18 protein-coding genes are annotated in these 17,640 nt (G+C 64.4%); 12 read left to right on the top strand and 6 right to left on the bottom strand.

The window, feature by feature from the left end:
• The first annotated feature begins 22 nt into the window (after window positions 1-22).
• Both H290_RS0125265 and H290_RS0125260 read left to right on the top strand, forming a co-directional pair.
• Complete coding sequence (locus H290_RS0125265) at window positions 23-1,228, top strand: NAD(P)/FAD-dependent oxidoreductase (protein ID WP_196809627.1); 1,206 nt, start codon at window positions 23-25, stop codon at window positions 1,226-1,228.
• Window positions 1,228-1,971 (top strand): DNA alkylation repair protein, encoded by a 744-nt coding sequence (locus H290_RS0125260; RefSeq protein ID WP_020109645.1) that lies wholly within the window; start codon window positions 1,228-1,230, stop codon window positions 1,969-1,971. The genes H290_RS0125265 and H290_RS0125260 overlap by 1 nt, the downstream gene beginning before the upstream one ends.
• A 6-nt stretch (window positions 1,972-1,977) precedes the next feature.
• Here H290_RS0125260 and H290_RS0125255 read toward each other — a convergent pair whose 3' ends face one another.
• The 3 genes from H290_RS0125255 to H290_RS0125240 all read right to left on the bottom strand — a co-directional run bounded on the left by H290_RS0125255 (window position 1,978) and on the right by H290_RS0125240 (window position 4,689).
• The gene (locus H290_RS0125255; protein WP_020109644.1) at window positions 1,978-3,027 is read right to left on the bottom strand and encodes a ferredoxin--NADP reductase; all 1,050 of its coding nucleotides are present in this window, start codon (window positions 3,025-3,027) and stop codon (window positions 1,978-1,980) included.
• Window positions 3,028-3,080: 53 nt separating this feature from the next.
• Window positions 3,081-3,698 (bottom strand): mycofactocin system transcriptional regulator, encoded by a 618-nt coding sequence (mftR, locus tag H290_RS0125250; protein ID WP_020109643.1) that lies wholly within the window; start codon window positions 3,696-3,698, stop codon window positions 3,081-3,083.
• Window positions 3,699-3,777: 79 nt separating this feature from the next.
• Complete coding sequence (locus tag H290_RS0125240) at window positions 3,778-4,689, bottom strand: alpha/beta fold hydrolase (RefSeq protein WP_020109642.1); 912 nt, start codon at window positions 4,687-4,689, stop codon at window positions 3,778-3,780.
• A 231-nt stretch (window positions 4,690-4,920) separates the two neighbouring features.
• On the opposite strand from H290_RS0125240, the gene H290_RS0125235 reads away from it, so the two are divergent.
• The 6 genes from H290_RS0125235 (at window position 4,921) to H290_RS0125210 (ending at window position 10,166) form a co-directional block, all read left to right on the top strand.
• Entirely contained in the window at window positions 4,921-6,063 is a 1,143-nt protein-coding gene (locus H290_RS0125235) for an acyl-CoA dehydrogenase family protein (RefSeq protein ID WP_028463686.1), read from the top strand.
• Window positions 6,064-6,192: 129 nt separating this feature from the next.
• Window positions 6,193-6,306, top strand: a complete 114-nt coding sequence (mftA, locus tag H290_RS30975; protein ID WP_020109640.1) for a mycofactocin precursor MftA — start codon at window positions 6,193-6,195, stop codon at window positions 6,304-6,306.
• Between the two features lies 1 nt (window position 6,307).
• Window positions 6,308-6,616 (top strand): mycofactocin biosynthesis chaperone MftB, encoded by a 309-nt coding sequence (gene mftB / locus H290_RS0125225; RefSeq protein WP_028463685.1) that lies wholly within the window; start codon window positions 6,308-6,310, stop codon window positions 6,614-6,616.
• Window positions 6,617-6,704: 88 nt separating this feature from the next.
• A complete protein-coding gene (mftC, locus tag H290_RS0125220) occupies window positions 6,705-7,919 on the top strand; it encodes a mycofactocin radical SAM maturase (protein WP_028463684.1) in 1,215 nt (404 codons plus the stop codon).
• 130 nt (window positions 7,920-8,049) lie between these two features.
• Complete coding sequence (mftD, locus tag H290_RS0125215; protein WP_020109637.1) at window positions 8,050-9,234, top strand: pre-mycofactocin synthase MftD; 1,185 nt, start codon at window positions 8,050-8,052, stop codon at window positions 9,232-9,234.
• 128 nt (window positions 9,235-9,362) lie between these two features.
• A complete protein-coding gene (locus H290_RS0125210) occupies window positions 9,363-10,166 on the top strand; it encodes a mycofactocin-coupled SDR family oxidoreductase (protein ID WP_020109636.1) in 804 nt (267 codons plus the stop codon).
• Window positions 10,167-10,247: 81 nt separating this feature from the next.
• On the opposite strand, the gene H290_RS0125205 is transcribed toward H290_RS0125210, so the two are convergent.
• Complete coding sequence (locus tag H290_RS0125205) at window positions 10,248-11,339, bottom strand: CaiB/BaiF CoA-transferase family protein (RefSeq protein ID WP_028463683.1); 1,092 nt, start codon at window positions 11,337-11,339, stop codon at window positions 10,248-10,250.
• Between the two features lie 153 nt (window positions 11,340-11,492).
• On the opposite strand from H290_RS0125205, the gene mftE reads away from it, so the two are divergent.
• The 4 genes from mftE to H290_RS0125185 are packed head-to-tail and all read left to right on the top strand — an operon-like array spanning window position 11,493 to window position 15,523.
• Window positions 11,493-12,224: a mycofactocin biosynthesis peptidyl-dipeptidase MftE gene (mftE, locus tag H290_RS0125200; RefSeq protein ID WP_028463682.1), complete on the top strand. Its 732-nt coding sequence runs from the start codon at window positions 11,493-11,495 to the stop codon at window positions 12,222-12,224.
• Window positions 12,221-13,711, top strand: coding sequence for a mycofactocin biosynthesis glycosyltransferase MftF (gene mftF, locus H290_RS0125195; RefSeq protein WP_020109633.1), 1,491 nt, complete (start codon window positions 12,221-12,223; stop codon window positions 13,709-13,711). The genes mftE and mftF overlap by 4 nt, the downstream gene beginning before the upstream one ends.
• Entirely contained in the window at window positions 13,708-15,048 is a 1,341-nt protein-coding gene (gene mftG / locus H290_RS0125190) for a mycofactocin system GMC family oxidoreductase MftG (protein WP_231373832.1), read from the top strand. The genes mftF and mftG overlap by 4 nt, the downstream gene beginning before the upstream one ends.
• A 49-nt stretch (window positions 15,049-15,097) precedes the next feature.
• Window positions 15,098-15,523, top strand: a complete 426-nt coding sequence (locus H290_RS0125185) for a PPOX class F420-dependent oxidoreductase (RefSeq protein ID WP_020109631.1) — start codon at window positions 15,098-15,100, stop codon at window positions 15,521-15,523.
• 18 nt (window positions 15,524-15,541) lie between these two features.
• Here H290_RS0125185 and H290_RS32105 read toward each other — a convergent pair whose 3' ends face one another.
• Window positions 15,542-16,834 carry an ABC transporter permease gene (locus H290_RS32105; RefSeq protein ID WP_020109630.1) on the bottom strand — a complete coding sequence of 431 codons (1,293 nt, stop codon included), beginning with the start codon at window positions 16,832-16,834 and terminating at the stop codon, window positions 15,542-15,544.
• Window positions 16,827-17,639 carry an ABC transporter permease gene (locus H290_RS0125175; RefSeq protein ID WP_020109629.1) on the bottom strand — a complete coding sequence of 271 codons (813 nt, stop codon included), beginning with the start codon at window positions 17,637-17,639 and terminating at the stop codon, window positions 16,827-16,829. The genes H290_RS32105 and H290_RS0125175 overlap by 8 nt, the downstream gene beginning before the upstream one ends.
• Window position 17,640 lies beyond the last annotated feature (1 nt).

Raw genomic sequence — 17,640 nt, 5'->3', positions numbered from 1 at the left:
AGTAGGGATGCGAGGTGTGGCGATGAGTGCCGCGATTGTGATTGTCGGAGCCGGACTCGGTGGTGCACGGGTGGTCGACGACCTCCGCAGCGAAGGCTATGAGGGCGACCTCATCCTGATCGGTAAAGAGGACTACGCGCCGTACGACCGGCCCCCGCTGTCCAAGTCGGTACTGGTCGGGGAGCAGGACCGGGTCGACCTCAAGCCCGACGACTTCTATGTCGAGAACAAGATCGACCTGCGGACCGGAACGCTGGTCACCGCGATCGACACCGCTGCCCACACCATCACGGTGCAGCCCGCAGTCGGCGGCGAATCGGAAACGATCGCCTACAGCTCGCTGGTCCTGTCGACCGGCCTGGCTCCGCGGAGTCTGCCGTTCGCCGAAGGGCTGGCCGGCGTCCACGTGCTGCGCACCGTCGACGATTCCCACTCACTGCGTTCGGAGATCGACGGCGCCACCCGCGCGGTGGTTGTCGGCGCCGGATTCATCGGTTGTGAGGTTGCCGCGAGCCTGACGACGCGTGGTCTGGAGGTCACCGTGGTTGAGCCGGCTCCGGCTCCGATGGCCGTGGCGTTGGGGGAGAAGGTCGGCAACATGGTCGGCCGCATCCTCACCGACCGCGGCATCGAGGTCCGCACCGGAATCGGCGTGACCGGCCTGCCCAGCGAAAACGGCAAGGTCACCGGCGTCGAGCTGTCCGACGGGACCGTGCTGCCGGCCGACATCGTGGTGCTCGGCATCGGATCGACACCGGTCATCGACTACCTCGACGGCTCCGGCATCGAACTCGCCGACCGCACCGTCGGCGGCGGTATCGCCTGCGACAGCGAAGGCCGGACCAGCGCGCCCGATGTCTACGCACTCGGTGATGTCGCGAACTGGAAAGATGCGGCCGGTGTGCCGTCGCGGGTCGAGCACTGGAACAACGTGGTCGAGCAGGCGAGCAAGGTTGCCAACGCAATCCTCGGTGTTGTGGTCGAGAATCCGCGGCCTGCTGTCGCGTATTTCTGGAGCGATCAGTTCGAGGTGAAGATTCAGGCCCTGGGCCATCCGTCCGGCGAGGACGATGTGCACGTGGTCCTCGAAGAAGACGGCAAGTTCGTGGTCTACTACAGCCGCGACGGCATCTTCACCGCGGTGGTCGGTGCGGGCAAGCCGGCCGCGGTGATGAAGATGCGCGCCAAACTGCTTGTCCAGACCCAGATCTCGGACCTCCTGGGCTGATGTCGCGGGCCGCCCCGGCCGACCGCAGGCACAGCGCCGCCGCGGTGAAGGCGGCCATCGACGCGCTCGGTGACCCCGACCGCGCACTGCACTCGGCCGGGTTCTTCAAGACCGCCCCCGGGCAATACGGCGAGGGCGACCGCTTCGTCGGCGTGACCGTACCGGCTCAACGCCGGGTCGCCAGGCAGTTTCGCGGTCTGGATCGAGATGGCGTCCGCACATTGCTGGACAGCGATGTCCACGAACATCGTCTGACCGGATTGTTCTTGTTGCGCAGTGGATTCGAGAAGGCTGCGACCGCCGAGGACCGTCAGGCCTGGGTGGATTTCTACCTGCAGGCGGTGTTCGACGGGCGGGTCAACAACTGGGATCTGGTGGACTCCTCGGCCGAGTACATCCTGGGGGCGTCGATGGTGGGACACGACTTCGACGGCCTGCTCGACCTCGTCGCGGAGAAAGACCTGTGGCGCCGGCGCGTGGCCATCATCGCGACGGCCGCATTCATCAAAAACGGCGACGCCGCACCGATTCTGGAACTGGCGCCGCGGATCCTCGACGACCACCGCGACCTCATCCAGAAAGCGGTCGGCTGGATGCTGCGTGAGATGGGCAAGAGGGTGGACCGGGCGTTGCTTCTCGATTTTCTCGAGGACCATGCCGCCCAGATGGGCCGTACCGCACTGAGTTACGCGACAGAGCACCTCGAGCCCGGGCAGCGAGCCCACTATCGCGGACTCCGGTGACCGGTGTCAGAACTCGATCTTGAGGACCGGTGACGTCGGCCGTGCCTGACACCCGAGGATGTAGCCGTCGGCGACGTCCTCTTCGTCGAGGGCTCCGATGTGCTCCATGTCGACAGTTCCCTCGGTGAGGGTGCAGGCACATGATCCGCACTCGCCCTCGCGGCACGAGTAGGGCACGTCGAGACCCGCACTGAGCATGATGTCGACCAGCGTCTGGCTTTTGGGCCAGGACAATTGGTGAACTTCGCCGTCGAGTTCGACCTCGACGGATGCCGCGTCGGCGAGCTGCTCCTCGGTGAGTTCCGCGGGCGCGACGTCCTCGAAGGGGTCGCCGGCCAGCGATGTGAAGACCTCGGCATGCACTTGATGGTGCGACATCTCCACGGCGGCAAGGGCTTTGTGTACGGCATCCATGAACGGGCCGGGACCGCACATATAGGCGTGATAGGCCTTGAACGGCCGGAGCAGCGTGGCGAGTTTCTCGGCGGACGGCAGCCCCTGCACCGATTCGAGCCAGTGGACGATGGTGAGCCGCTGCGGGTACCGGTGCTGCAGATCCTTCAGTTCGGACCCGAAGATCACATCGTTCTCGCCGCGATTGGCGTAGACGAGGACCAATCGGCCGCTGCCCTTGGCGAGTACGGATTTGAGGATCGACATCACCGGGGTGATACCGCTGCCGGCGCCGAGCAGCAGGATCGGTGCATCGAGGTCGGTCGGTGTGAAAACACCGGACGGGGGGAGGGCCTCGATCTGGTCACCGGCAGCGACGTGGTCGCAGATCCAGTTCGATCCGTAGCCATCGGCCGTCCGCTTGACAGTGACCTTGGGCTTCTCATCGCCGAACGGAGACGATGACAGGGAATAGCAACGGGCCACTGATCCGGTCATCTCGCTCGGGATCCGAAGCGTCAGGAACTGCCCTGGTCGGTAGTCGAACCGGTCGGCGGCATCGTCGGGGACGTCGAAGACCAGAGACTTCGCGTCACTGGTCTCGTCGACCACCTCGGCCACGGTCAGCACAACACTGCGGGTGCTGTGTGGGGTGACTGTCACCGGCGTACCTCCTCGAACCACAAACTCTGGATGCCACAAAACAGGAACACGTTCTAGTTCAGATTAGCAGCAGCTGAGATCGATGCCAGCGCACTGTTCAATCCATCACTCAACACCCGGGTACCGCGTGTGAGCAATTCGTCGAGATCGGAATCAGGGTCGGCCAGCCATTGCTCGTAGGCAGCGAGCGCGGTGGCCAGGAGCGTCCACGCGACGGTCTGCGGTACATGATCGCCAGGCCGCGTACCGGTGCGCGAGGCCACGAACTCGGCGACGACCTCTCGCCAGCCGGTGTACATCAGCATCGAATGTGCTTGCAGCGCAGGGACACCCAAGAGCAGGCGCATCCGTTTACGGTGGTGATCGCGGTAATCGGCCGGTACCTGATTGAAGGCCAGCAGGGCTTTGCGCAGCGCTTCGGACACGGGCATGTCGGCGGGGACCTCGGCCAGTAGGCGGCGCATGTCGTGGAGGTGCTCGTCGAAGTCACCCCAGGCGATGGCGTTCTTCGACGGGTAGTACCGGAAGAGGGTGCGCCTGGCGATGCCTGCTGCCGCGGCGACGTCATCCACGCTGGTCTCGTCGAACCCGGCTTCGGTGAACAGGTCGATCGCCGCATCGGTGATCTTCGACTTGGTGGTCGTCGGACGGCGGCCGATGGGGGCGGTCACGGCAACCGTGATGTGTTGATCAACGCATCATCTCCGTTCGCCTGACCAGCATCTTGCATGGGAGATCCATGGTAGTTCGTCATCGGTCGATGAAGTCGATCACCGCAGACGTGAAGGCGTCGTTGCTGTCGCCCGCGGCGGTGTGTCCGGCGCTCGAGAGCTCCGTCACCTCGAGGTCGGGGATGAGCTCGCGGAATGCGTCCACCGATTCCTTGCTCACGACGTCTGAGAGCCGGCCGCGGATCAACTGGATCGGGATGGTCAGTCCCACCGCTTGCTTCTCGAACATGTCGCTGGGCAGCACGACGGAGCCGTCGGCCGGGTTCAGGAATGCCGGATCCCAATGCCAGTACCACCGGCCGTCCTCCCGGCGGCGAAGGTTCCGTTTGAGACCCTCTGTTGCCCCCGTGGTCGGGCGGTGCGGCAGGTACTCGGAAATCGCTGCGGCGGCTTGTTCTAGATCGTCGAAGCCGCCACCACCGGACGCCATGAAATCCCGGATCCGAGAAGTTCCACGTTCTTCCGGCCGGGGTACCACGTCGACGAGGATGAGACGGTCGACGGTGTTCGGTGGCGCCATGGCGGCCACTCCGATGCCTGTCAGCCCCCCGAGGCTGGCGCCGACGATCGTGACCGGCAGTTGTCGTCCGGTCACATCGGGTAACTGTGCGAGCACGCCGAGTCCATCGGCCTGCAGGGCTGTGGCGCTGTAGTCCCCGTCGGGTGCCCAGTCGCTCTCACCGTGCCCACGGGTGTCGAGAGAGATCACCTCGTGGCCGTGAGCCGCGAGCAGCGCTCCGGTGTTCTTCCAGGAGAATCGCGTCTGGCCGCCGCCGTGCATGAGGAGCACGATCCGTGGCGACGGTGTGCCCACCGCACCGTCGGCTGCCCGGTCCGTTGATGCGGGGGACCAGTGGTCGGCGACCAGTCTGATGCCGCCCGACCCGGTGAACTCGACCTGCTTGGGCGCAGGGGGTGTCGTCGTCTGCACGGATGGAACTCCTCTCGGGGGTCGCTTCGACTGTGTCACCCCAGGTCCTCCACAGCTCGCCAGGGTGGCTGATATCGGATCCGCGGTGCCGCGAGCACTGCGGCGTTGCCGCAGTCGGGGCCCCTCAATTCCTTGGAAACGGCCGTGACCAGCATCTTCGGCACCTATCATGGCAGCGGATGCCGCATCGCACATCCGAACATACCGGCAAGTGGCAAGGGGCGGAAGGCAATGCGCAGGATCGTCTTTGAGACCGAACACGAGCAATTGCGGGAGACCGCAAAGCAATTCATCGAGCGTGAAATCGCACCCCATGCGGCGCAATGGGAATCCGATCGATTGGTTGATCGATCGGTCTATGTCGCCGCGGGCAAATACGGACTCATCGGCTTCAACCTCCCGGAGGAGTACGGCGGCGGTGGGATCGACGATTTCCGGTTCAACGCCGTGATCGTCGAAGAACTGGCGAAGTTCGGTTCGGCGTCCCCGGCGCTGAGCCTGCAGAACGACATCGTCGGCCCGTATATGGCCAATCTGACGACGACCGAGCAGAAGGAGCGCTGGCTGCCGGGATTCGCGTCGGGTGAGCTGATCGGTGCCATCGCGATGAGCGAACCCGGGGCCGGCAGTGACCTCGCCGGTATCAAGACCTCGGCGGTACTGGACGGCGACCATTGGGTTCTCAACGGTGCCAAGACGTTCATCTCGGCCGGCATCAATTCGGATCTGGTCATCGTGGTCGCGCGGACCAACCCGGAAGCCGGCCACAAGGGATTCACGCTGCTGGTCGTCGAGCGGGGTATGTCCGGATTCGAACGCGGTCGCAAGCTCGACAAGATGGGCCAGCACGCCCAGGACACCGCCGAACTGAGTTTCACCGATGTGCGGGTGCCGGTGGCCAACGTATTGGGGGAGGTGGACAAGGGTTTCTATCACCTGATGCACAACCTGCCCTCGGAGCGGTTGTCCATCGCGATCGCGGCCGTCGCCGGAGCCCGCAAGACGTTCACCGAGACCCTGCAATACGCCAAGGACCGCAAGGCTTTTGGGCAGTCCATCGGGTCGTTTCAGCACAACCGGTTCCAGCTCGCGGAGATGGCAACCGAGCTCGACATCGCCGAGCAGTACGTGGACCGCTGCCTGCGGGCAGTGGTCGATGGTGAGCTGACGGCCGTCGATGCGGCAAAGGCGAAGTGGTGGACGACCGAGCTTGCGAAACGGGTGATCGATGCGTGCGTGCAGTTGCACGGTGGGTACGGGTACATGAACGAGTATCCGGTCGCCAAGGCCTACGTCGATGCCCGGATCCAGACGATCTTCGGTGGCACCACCGAGATCATGAAGGATCTCATCGGTCGGGATCTCGGCGTCTAGTGTGCCGCTGGTACCTGGCCGTTTGGCCAGATTCGACAGAATTTACAAAAAAATGTAACCGATCGCTGGCATTAATGCACTGAGTGCCATTATGGTGAGGCTCACACCAATCAACAGGAGGTAGTACAGATGGCAGCCCAGAATCCTTCCGTGTCGGCCGACAGCACCAGCACCGAGACCGATCTCGTCTCGGAATCGTTGGTCGAAGAGGTGTCGATCGACGGCATGTGCGGCGTCTACTGACATGTCCGCTCCCACAACTGGTCGAGCGCCGGCTTCGCCTGTGACGTTTGACGTAGACCAAGCGTGGGTTCTGAACTCTTCGGTCGCTCTGCGACCCGAACCGTTCGGCGCGCTGCTGTACCACTTCGGCACTCGTAAGCTGTCGTTTCTGAAGAATCTGACAGTGGTCGAAGTGGTGCAGTCGCTCGGTGACCACGACAACGCGGGTGATGCACTGGCCGCTGCCGGTATCACCGACAATGACCGCTCGTTGTACGTCAATGCGCTAGCGGCACTGGCGACTTCGGGAATGATCGTCCCCAGAACCTGAGTTCGGTGTGATGTCCGGCGCCGCAGCCCTCGGCGCCGGCGAGACACCCGGCGTCAGCCCACGCCCTGTATCCCCGTGAGGAACCCCCATGACTTCCACTTTGGAGCGCCCCGCAGCGCCTCGTCAGCCGGTCGGCCGTCTGGTCGATCAATTCGAGAAAGGCCTCGACGCCCCGATCTGCCTGACGTGGGAATTGACCTACGCCTGCAACCTGTCGTGTGTGCATTGCCTGTCCTCGTCGGGCAAGCGTGATCCGCGCGAACTCGACACCGAGCAGTGCAAGGCGATCATCGACGAGCTGCAGCGGATGCAGGTCTTCTATGTGAACATCGGTGGCGGTGAGCCGACGGTCCGCCCGGATTTCTGGGAACTCGTCGACTACGCGACGGATCACCAAGTGGGCGTGAAGTTTTCGACCAACGGCCTGAAGATCGACAAGAAGGTGGCCGAGCGACTCGCCGCCAGTGATTACGTCGATGTGCAGATCTCGCTCGACGGTGCGACCGCGGAGGTCAACGACGCGGTGCGTGGGCCGGGTTCCTATGCGATGGCCATCAAGGCGCTCGAGAACCTGCATGAGGCCGGCTTCGCAGATGCCAAGATCAGCGTGGTCGTCACCCGTCAGAACGTGACCCAGCTCGACGAGTTCAAAGCGCTGGCCGACAAGTACGGTGCCACACTGCGCATCACCCGCCTGCGCCCGTCGGGCCGCGGCGCGGACGTGTGGGATGACCTGCACCCGTTGCCGGAACAGCAGCGCGATCTCTACAACTGGTTGGTCGAACACGGTGACCGTGTCCTGACCGGTGACTCGTTCTTCCACCTGTCGGCGTTTGCCGAACCGGGACAGGGTGCGCTGCCGGGGCTGAACCTCTGCGGGGCGGGCCGTGTTGTCTGCCTGATCGATCCGGTCGGTGACGTCTACGCCTGCCCGTTCGCGATCCACGAGAACTTCCTGGCCGGAAACATCCTGTCGGACGGCGGATTCAAGACGATCTGGCAGCAGTCCGACCTGTTCCTCGAACTCCGTGAACCGCAGAACGCCGGAGCCTGCACCAAGTGCCAGCACTTCGACGCCTGCCGCGGTGGCTGCATGGCAGCCAAGTTCTTCACCGGACTGCCGCTGGCCGGCCCCGACCCCGAATGTGTGCAGGGTTTCGGCGAATCCCTGCTCGCCGACGACCGCACGGTGCCCTCGGCCAACAAGGACCATTCCCGCGGCGTGCCGCTGACCTTGATGACCAGGCCGCCATCGCGTGACTGCGATGAGAATCCATTGGCCGGGTTCGCACCCAGCACCTGACAAGGCCGCCGGCGACCCCATCCGGCAGCCAGGTAGGCGAGCCGGAGTGATTCACACTCCGGCTGGCCTACTCGACAACCCCAAAAGAAGAACCCCCGGCAGTGCAGCCGGGTGAGAAAAGGATGAAGTAATGAACCCCTGGTTCGAGACGGTCCTCGAAGCCCAGCGTCGGGCGAAGAAGCGGCTCCCCAAGTCCGTCTACTCCTCGCTGATCTCGGGCAGTGAAAAGGGCATCACACTCGCAGACAACGTCGATGCGTTCTCCGAACTGGGCTTCGCGCCATATGTGGTCGGTGCGCAGGCCGACCGCGACCTCTCGACATCGATCATGGGGCAAGACATTTCGTTGCCCGTCATCATCTCGCCGACCGGCGTGCAGGCGGTGGACCCCGAAGGCGAGGTCGCCGTTGCGCGTGCGGCCGCCGCGCGTGGCACCGCGATGGGACTGTCGAGTTTCGCCAGCAAGCCCATCGAAGAGGTCGCCGCGGTCAACGACAAGGTCTTCTTCCAGGCGTACTGGCTCAACTCCCGCGAAGAGATCCTCAAGCGTGCGGACCGGGCCCGCGAAGCCGGTGCCAAGGGTCTGATCGTGACCACCGACTGGTCGTTCTCGATGGGACGTGACTGGGGCAGCCCGGAGATCCCGGAGAAGGTCGACTTCAAGGCACTGCTGAAGCTGGCACCGGAAATCGCTCTCCGGCCCAAGTACGCCTGGGACTGGTTCAACAAGGGCAAGATCAACATCCCCGACCTGACCGCACCCAACGTCGCCGACAAGGGTGAGCCGGGTCCGACGTTCTTCGGCGCGTACGGGCAGTGGATGCAGACCCCGCCTCCGCGCTGGGAAGATCTGGAATGGCTCCGCAAGGAGTGGGGTGGCCCCTTCATGGTCAAGGGCATCACCCGGGTCGACGACGCCAAGCGGGCGGTCGACATCGGTGCCACCGCGATCTCGGTGTCGAACCACGGTGGCAACAACCTCGACGGAACCCCGGCCACGATCCGTCTGCTCGGCCCGATCGCCGACGCCGTCGGTGACGACATCGAGGTGCTCCTCGACGGTGGCATCCGCCGCGGCAGCGACGTTGTCAAGGCACTCGCACTCGGCGCCGACGCCGTCATGATCGGCCGCGCCTACCTGTGGGGCCTCGCCGCCAACGGTCAAACCGGTGTCGAGAATGTCCTCGACATCATGCGCGGCGGTATCGACTCGGCGCTGATGGGCCTGGGACGCAAGAGCATTCACGAGCTCAGCCGCGAAGACATCATCATCCCCGAGGGCTTCGAACAGAGCTTCGGTACACCCAAGGTCTAGCCACGCCGCCACGACCACCCGTTCCGGTCACAGCCACCTGTTGCACAACATGTGGGCCCGACCGGAACGGGTGGTTTTGTATTCGGAGACTCTGGGCAAACGAGACTAGAACACGTTACAGTTCGTCTATGGGAGATTTTGACGGCAAGGTCGTCTACATCACGGGTATCGCCCGCGGGCAGGGCCGCAGTCACGCGATTCGTTTCGCAGAGGAGGGTGCTGCCGTCATCGGCCTCGATGTCTGCCGATCGGTCACCGCCACCGGATATCCGGCAGCCACCGCGGAGGATCTCGAAGAGACTGTCCGCCTGGTGAAAGCGGCCGGCGGGAGCATCCTGGCCCGGCAGGCCGACACGCGCGATCTTGTTGCCCAGCAACAGCTCGTCGCCGATGGGGTGGCCCAGTTCGGACGCCTCGACCTCGTGATCGCGAACGCCGGTGTGCTCACCTGGGGCGGCGTAGCCGACCTGAGTGAGAGTCAGTTCACCGACGTCATCGACATCAACGTGAACGGCACTTGGAAGACACTCAAGGCAACCATCCCGGCCATGATCGAGGCCGGCAACGGCGGCTCGATCGTGATCATCTCCTCGGTGGCCGGGATCAAGGCGATGCCGATGCAGGCCTCGTACTCGGCGTCCAAGCATGCGCTGGTGGGGTTGGCACACACCACGGCAAAAGAACTGGGACAGCACCGGATTCGCGTCAACACCGTTCACCCCTACGGTGTCGACACCCCGATGTGCATCGAGGACACCGACGCGCTGGCGGTCTTCGAGATGCCGCAATACCGGGCACATTTCGAGCCGATCCTCTCCGGGATGGCCAAGTCCGATGACATCACCGATGCGGTGATGTACCTGTGCTCGAAGAAAGCCCGGTTCATTACCGCGTCATCGATCGAGGTCGACATGGGTGCCACCAAGGTCTAGAAAACACAAACGAGCCGGTTGTACAAAGACGAGCCGCATATACGCGGCTCGTCTTTGTACAACCGGCTCGTTTGTGGTCGGTCAGTCGAGCCAGAGGGTCGCCGGGTCGGTCGCGGTGCGGGCCGGCGCGGCCGGGGTGTCCGGGACTGTCCGCGAAAAGCGCGGGGCCACAGCAGGTTGCGTGACACCGTCGAGTTCGATGAGTGTCTGGCGGGCAACGAGGTGCTTGTTCTCGGTGGCCTCGTTCCAGTCGAGCACGGGGGACGCGCAGGCGTCGGTGCCGTCGAAGATCGCGGTCCACTCGTCGCGGGTCTTGGACTTGAACACCTCCGCGAACTTGACCTTCATCGCGGGCCACTGCGAACTGTCGAGCTGGTGGGGCAACGTCGCGTCGTCGGCCAGACCCATGCCGTCGATGAGGAGCGCATAGAACTGCGGTTCGATGGCCCCGACAGCGAAGTATTTGCCGTCGGACGTCTCGTAGACGTCATAGAAGGGTGCGGCGGTGTCGAGCAGGTTTGCCGCGCGCTTGTCCTGCCAGAAGCCCGTGCCGCGCCAAGCCCACATCATCTGGCCGAGCACCGAGACGCCGTCAACCATTGCGGCATCGATGGTCTGGCCCTTGCCGGACTTCTCGCGTTCGAGCAGTGCCGCCAGGATGCCCTGCACCAGGAACATCGATCCGCCACCGAAATCACCGAAGAGGTTGAGCGGAGGGGTGGGAACCTCGTTCTCCCGGCCCACAGCGTGCAGCAGGCCGGTCAGCGAGATGTAGTTGATGTCGTGGCCTGCAACGAGCGACAGGGGCCCGTCCTGCCCCCAACCGGTCATCCGGCCGTAGACGATGCGCGGGTTGACCTTCGCGACGTCCTCGGGCCCGAAACCCAGGCGCTCGGTGACACCGGGCCGAAAGCCCTCGATGACCACATCGGCCTTGGCGATCAGGTTCATGATCGCCTCTTTGTCGACGGGATCCTTGAGGTTCGCCTCGACGATGGTCCGGTTGCGCAGGAGCTGGTCGGCGACCTCACCTTCGGCGGGAAGCTTTCCGGCACGTTCGATGCGCACGATGTCGGCTCCGAGGTCGCCGAGCATCATCGCGGCGTGCGGTCCCGGCCCGATCCCCGCGAACTCGATCACCCGTGTCCCGCTCAGCGGCCCGTTCTTAGTCATTCGCTGCCCCTCATCGTTGAATGCTCTTGTCCCGCGTGTCGCGGGCGCGTTTCGTAACCAGGTACGGTCGGTGTCCCAGTAAACCAGGTACCGAGCGATTGCTCGGGCGGTAAACCCTTCAAGCGTTGCCCGATACGGACTAACATGATCGGAATGACACCGGCGGGCGAGCTCGGATTCCGGAGCTGGACCGAGCTGGACGAGCGATCAGCAACGGTTATCGTCCCCTTGGGATCCATCGAACAACATGGACCACACCTGCCACTCGACACCGACGTCCGGATAGCGGTGGCCGTCGCGCAGGCCGCGGTTGGATCCGGCGGCGCCGGGGGTTCGGACGCCGAAGGTCGCAACTTCCTGCTCGCCCCTGCGCTCAACTACGGCGCCGCGGGTGAACACGAGGGCTTCCCCGGCACGATTTCGATCGGTCAGGAGGTTCTGCATTCGGTGCTGGTCGAGTACGGTCGAAGTGCTTGCCGGTGGGCTCCCCGGGTGTTGTTCGTCAACGGCCACGGGGGCAACGGCCGGACCCTGGTGTCCGCGGTAAGGCAGCTACGTTCGGAAGGACGTGACGTCGCTTGGTTTCCCTGTGCCACGGCGGGTGGCGATGCACACGCGGGTTACACCGAAACATCGCTCCTGCTTCACATTTCACCACATTCCGTACGGGCGGACGAGATGGTTGCCGGCAATGTGACTCCGGTCGCGGAGCTGATGGCACCGATGCGGGCGGGTGGGGTGGTTGCAGTGAGTGACAATGGGGTACTCGGCGACCCGATGGCGGCCTCGGCGGCCGATGGAGGGCGTATGTTGAACGAGATGGCCGCGAAACTTTCCGAAGCTCTCGAGCTGTGGCAGGCCGATGCGAACGGAATGCTGCGGTGATCTCGGAGCAAGACAACCGTCCCGACGAGCGAGTGATCGCTGCGCCGGTGGACCCGGCTGCTCAGTTCCCGCCCGTGGGATTCCAGGTACAGATCGACTCCCATTGCACGGTGTCGTCCGACCGCCGCCATATCGTCGGTGGCTCGCCGTTACGGTTGCTGAACCTGTCCGAGGTCGCCGGCAATCTCCTCGACGCCGACGGCCGCCTGACCGTCCGCGATCAGCTCACGTCGCGGCTGGCCCGCAAACTTCTCGATGCCGGAGTGGGGCATCCCCGGCCGATGTTCGGTCCCACGGATTCCGATGTGACCGTGGTGATTCCCGTGCGCGACAACCAGTCCGGCATCGATCGGCTGCTGTCCGTGCTCGACGGCCACAAGGTGGTCGTGGTGGACGACGGCTCCGCGATCCCGATCACGGCGGCCGGTGCAACGGTGCTGCGGAATGAGACGAGCTGCGGTCCGGCTGCGGCGCGCAATCGTGGCGCCGCCGAGTCCACCACCGAGTTGGTGGCGTTTCTCGACTCGGATGTGGTTCCCGAACACGACTGGCTGACCAAGCTCCTCGGCCACTTCTCCGACCCCAAGGTGGCGCTGGTGGCGCCGCGGATCGTCGCACTCGACCCCGGCGGTGGCGCGATGTCGCGGTACGAGGCGTTGTGCTCGTCGCTCGACATGGGCTGGCGTGAGGGCCCGATTGCGCCGCGGTCGCGTATTCCTTATGTACCGAGTGCAGCGATGGTTGTGCGGCGCAACTGTTTCGACGGATTCGACGAGTCGATGGAAGTCGCCGAGGATGTCGACCTCTGCTGGCGCCTGCACCAGCATGGCTGGACGCTGCGCTACGACCCTGTCGCCACCGTTGCCCACGACCACCGGCAGCGGCTCGCGACGAGTCTGGATCGCAAGCGGTATTACGGCACCGGGGCAGCACTGCTGTCCGGCCGCCACCCCGGGATGGCCGCGCCGCTGGCATTGACCATGCCGATGGCGGCGGCGATGGCGGCGTTGGTCACCGGCACCGGTTGGGGCGTGCTGGTGGCCCTGGCAGTCTTCGGTGTGGTCGGCGGGCGCCTGCATCGCCGGGTGGCGTCGATGCCAGATGCGGCCCGGATGGCTGCCAAGCTCACCGCACAGTCGGTGGGGTTCGGACTCCTGCAGTCGGCGTCGGCGATGTGCCGGCACTATTGGCCGCTGTCATTCCTACTTGCCTTGGTGTCCAAGCGATTCCGGACGTTGCTTCTTGCGGTCGCGGTGGGTGAGGCCGCCTACGAATGGGTGCGCCTCGAACTGGTGAACCCCGAACCGGGGGCCAGGGTCGGCTGGTGGCGGTTCATGGTTCTCAAGCGCCTCGACGACCTCGCCTACGGAACCGGGCTCTGGCAGGGTGCGTTGACCGGGCGCAGCATGGAAGCGTTGTATCCACAGATCGGCAATACGGCCGTTGTTCCGCCACGTCCGCAGGCCGCGCCCAGCGCTGCCGGGTGAGTGCGGTTTCCGCGGCGCGATCTCGATTGATGCCGGGTGGCGCGGACGTGATCGTTGTCGGCGCCGGAAGCAGCGGATGCGTGGTGGCCGAACGTCTCTCGCGTGATCCTGCTCGCCGGGTGCTGTGGCTGGAAGCGGGTGGTGACAAGGCCGCAGCGACCGAGTTGAGGCTTGATCGACTTCCTGTCGCAGCGGGGTCGCAGCGTGTGGTCCACTATCCGAGCCGCCAGGGTTTCGACCTGCCCCGCGGCCGGGGCCTCGGTGGATCGTCGGCCGTCAACGGCGGTTACTTCATGCGCTGGCACAAGGCAGATTTTGCCGGTTGGCCGTGGCCGCAGCAGGAGATTGCGGCTGCCTACGACCGGCTCGACGGCGGCGAGGCGGGTGGCGGCAGTATGCACGTGGCGGCGTTTGCCGACGACGAACTCCACGAGTATGCGCGGGCATTCGAAAATCATTGGCACGAACAGGGTTTCGGTGATTCAACGGCGCCCTGGCCGGATGTCGGTGTGGTACGCGTTCGATCGAACCGTGATGGCTGGCTACGCCGGAGCGCCGCGGAGTCGATAGCGCAGCGCATCGAGGGCCGGAAGAATCTGCAGTTGATGACCGATAGCGAAGTGATCGGACTGCGCCGTTCGGGAGACCGGGTCACCGCTGTGGTGGTCGGAGAGCAGGTCATCGCCGCCGATGAGGTGATCCTGTGCGCCGGCACGCTGGGTACCGCGCAGCTCCTGGCCCGCTCGGGCATCGTCGGTGCACAGAGCATCGGGGTCTGGGAGCATCGAGAGGTGCTTGTCCGGTTCACGCCGGCAACACCACCTGCACCTGCCGCCCGGGCGCTGTTGCAGTCGGTGCTGCACACCGACGATGGAATCGAAATACGCTGCTATAACGGAGATTTCGCGGACTTCATCTCCGGTGTCCCGGCGACGGGACCGGCCATGGGGGTGGCCCTCATGCATACCAGGGAACCGGGATCGATCGCCTGGGATCTGACCAGCGGTCTGGTTGTCGATCTGGGGGAGGTGAGCCGATCCGATCGCGAGAAACTCGCGGCATGGGCCGAGCGCGTCCGGGAGATGCTCGACGGTCCGCGCTTTGCCGCGCTGGTGGACCGCAGTGGTGGCGGAGCGGTGATCGACTCGGTGGTCCGCACCTCTCAACATGCGTGGGGAACCCTCCCGATGGGGGTCGACACGGACTGGCTCGGTCGCGTCACCGCGGTGTCGGGTCTGCGGGTTCTCGATGCCTCGATTCTGCCGACTGCAGGGTCGAGCGGACCGCATGCAACTGTGATGATGGTGGCCTCATACATCGCCGATCAGATCGCGTGAGCGTGACGAACGTCGACATCGCCCGGCGAATCGTCGGTACCGTGAAACGATGACCTCACTTTCTGATCCCGCGATCCGGACGTTTCTCGAAGAGGGAACGAAGACCGGTCACCTCGGATACACCGCATCGGACGGCAGGCCGCTGGTGGTGCCGATCTGGTTTGTCGTCGACGGAGATCGATTGGCATTCAACACCGGAGCGGACACCGCAAAGGGTAAGGCGGTCATCCGGGACGGTCGCGTTGTGCTGTGCGTCGACTTGCCCGAGCCGCCCTACGGCTTCGTCCAGGTGCAGGGCACCGCCCGCGTCAGCGACGACCTGACCGAGGTGCACCGGATCGCCACCGCCTGCGGAGCCCGTTACATGGGTGCCGATCGGGCCCGGGAATTCGGCGACCGCAACGGTGTGCCGGGCGAACTGGTGATCTGGATCGAACCGACGAAAGTCATTGCGTCCCTGAATATGACGGAGTGAGGACACGCCGACGGCGTCTCAGCCGTTAGGCGACGACGCGGCGCGTCGGTAACCGCGAATGGCGGGATAGGCGAACACGGCGACAAGCAGGATGCTCCAGGCGATTGTCTTGATGAGGTTCTCGGCGATCGGACCACCGACCGCCAGCGAACGCATGACTTCGATTGCGCAGGACATCGGTTGGTTCTCAACGATGGGCTGCAGCCAGGCGGGATAGGCGATCGTCGGTATGAATCCAGAGTTGAAGAACATCAGCAGGCTGCACACCAGCGTCATCAGCGGAACCAACGGGATGTTCGAACTCGTCAGTGCAAGCGCAAGAACAAGTGTCGAGAATGAGATCCCGAACAGCAAAGCGACACCGTAGATCCCGACACCTGCTAAAAATCCCTGATCGAACCGGAAGCCGATCGCGAACCCCGCGATGGTGAGTACAACGGCTGCGAGCAGAATCCTTGCCATCTCGGCGATGAGGCGCGCGCTGAGATCGGCGCCGCGATGGATCGGCATCACATAGAGTCTCGTCAGTAATCCGGCACTTCGTTCCTGCATGAGCTGAACACCTGCGGCAAGCGAACCGAACATGGCGGCGACGAGGATCACGAGGGGGACTGTGCCGTATGCGCTGTTTTGTCCGGTGAAGGTGGAAACGGCATCCCCCAGAACGACTTTGAACATGATCATGCTGAGGGCTGGGAACATCAGGCTCTGGAACAGGGTCGGGCGATCCCGCAACCACACCAGCATCTGCCGTCCGGACAGAATCTTGGTCTGGCGGGCATACGCCGCCGTCCCTTGTTCCGCGGGATGGATGTCGAGTGGGAATGTGGTCGCGACCGCAAGTGCGGTACGGGTTGGGGGCCGGTGGTGAGGGGGCCCGCCGGGGGTCTCACCGAGGCGTGTATCGCTGTCGGGATCACCGGAGTCGCTTTCGTCGGCAGGGGCTCGGTGCCGGCCCGGCTGACTGATTGATCGAGGGTTGGAGATCGTCTTGAGTGCAGCACTTGAGGCGTCCAACTCGTCGATGTTGTCGAACTGGTGATGCGGGCCGTGCTCTGCCGCGAGCCGGGCGGGATCGACGTCCTCGATGGCTTGCCACGGATCGACGACAGCACGTACCGCACCGGTCCCCGGAAAGTGCACCTCGGGATAGGCCGTGGAGCCGTCGTCATTCCTGCCGGCGAACTGATGCCGATCGTGTCCTCCGTCGCGACGCCACCAGTGATTCAGGTCGGCGGAATCGGCCGCCCGGTGGCGCGGCCTGGACACCTGGGTGGCCGGCTGATCCGTCGTCCTCGTCGCGTCATCCATGGTGGCTCCGCACGGCGGCAAACGCTGCGCCGGCGTATGCGCACACCAGGATGCCGGCTGCCCATAGCGTTGCGGGCAATGCGATTGCCCACGTGGGATTGCCCTCGTCGAACGAGCGCAACACGTTGGCGAACTGCGAGACCGGTTGGTTGCGGGCGAAGGGCTGGATCCATTCGGGAAACAGGTTCTCGGCGAGGAACCCGGTGGACAGCATGCCGAGGATCAACTGCGGTAGCGCGAGCGCCTGGCTGGTGGCCTTCGGGTCTTTCATCAGAACTCCGATGACGTCGGCGCCGAAGGCCAGGAGAATGCCGATCACCAACGCGGTTGCGAAGAATCCGATCGTATTCGCCACACCTTCCGTTGGGCGCCAGCCGATCACGAGTCCCGACAGGCCCGCCCACACCAGCGACACCACCAACAGCACCGTGTTGGCCGCGAGCCTCGACAGGATCGGGACGGCTGTCGGTAAGGGCAGACTGCGAAGGCGGGCCGAGACGCCGCTGTCAAAATCCATCGCCGATCGCATGGCGGCCGAGGTCGCGACAAATCCGACCGACTGCAGGCAGATGACCGGCATCAGGTACTGCGCGTAATCCACGCCGATGTAATCGCCCATGATCGTTCGCAGCGGCACATAGAAGCACGCGGTGAGCAAGACCGGTGCGGTCATGCACAGGAAGAACTCGTAATGCCGGTTCATCGTCAGCAGCGCACGCGAAGTCAGTGCCATGAACTGATCGAACGGCCGGGTTCGCGGCGCGGTACCAGAGACGATCATCGGTGACGTGAGCGCAAGGTTCACC

It is taken from the genome of Nocardia sp. 348MFTsu5.1, from assembly GCF_000383535.1.
Classification (GTDB): domain Bacteria; phylum Actinomycetota; class Actinomycetes; order Mycobacteriales; family Mycobacteriaceae; genus Williamsia; species Williamsia faeni.
The sequence above is the reverse complement of the archived record's forward strand: the minus strand, read 5'-3'. Positions and strand labels throughout refer to the sequence as shown.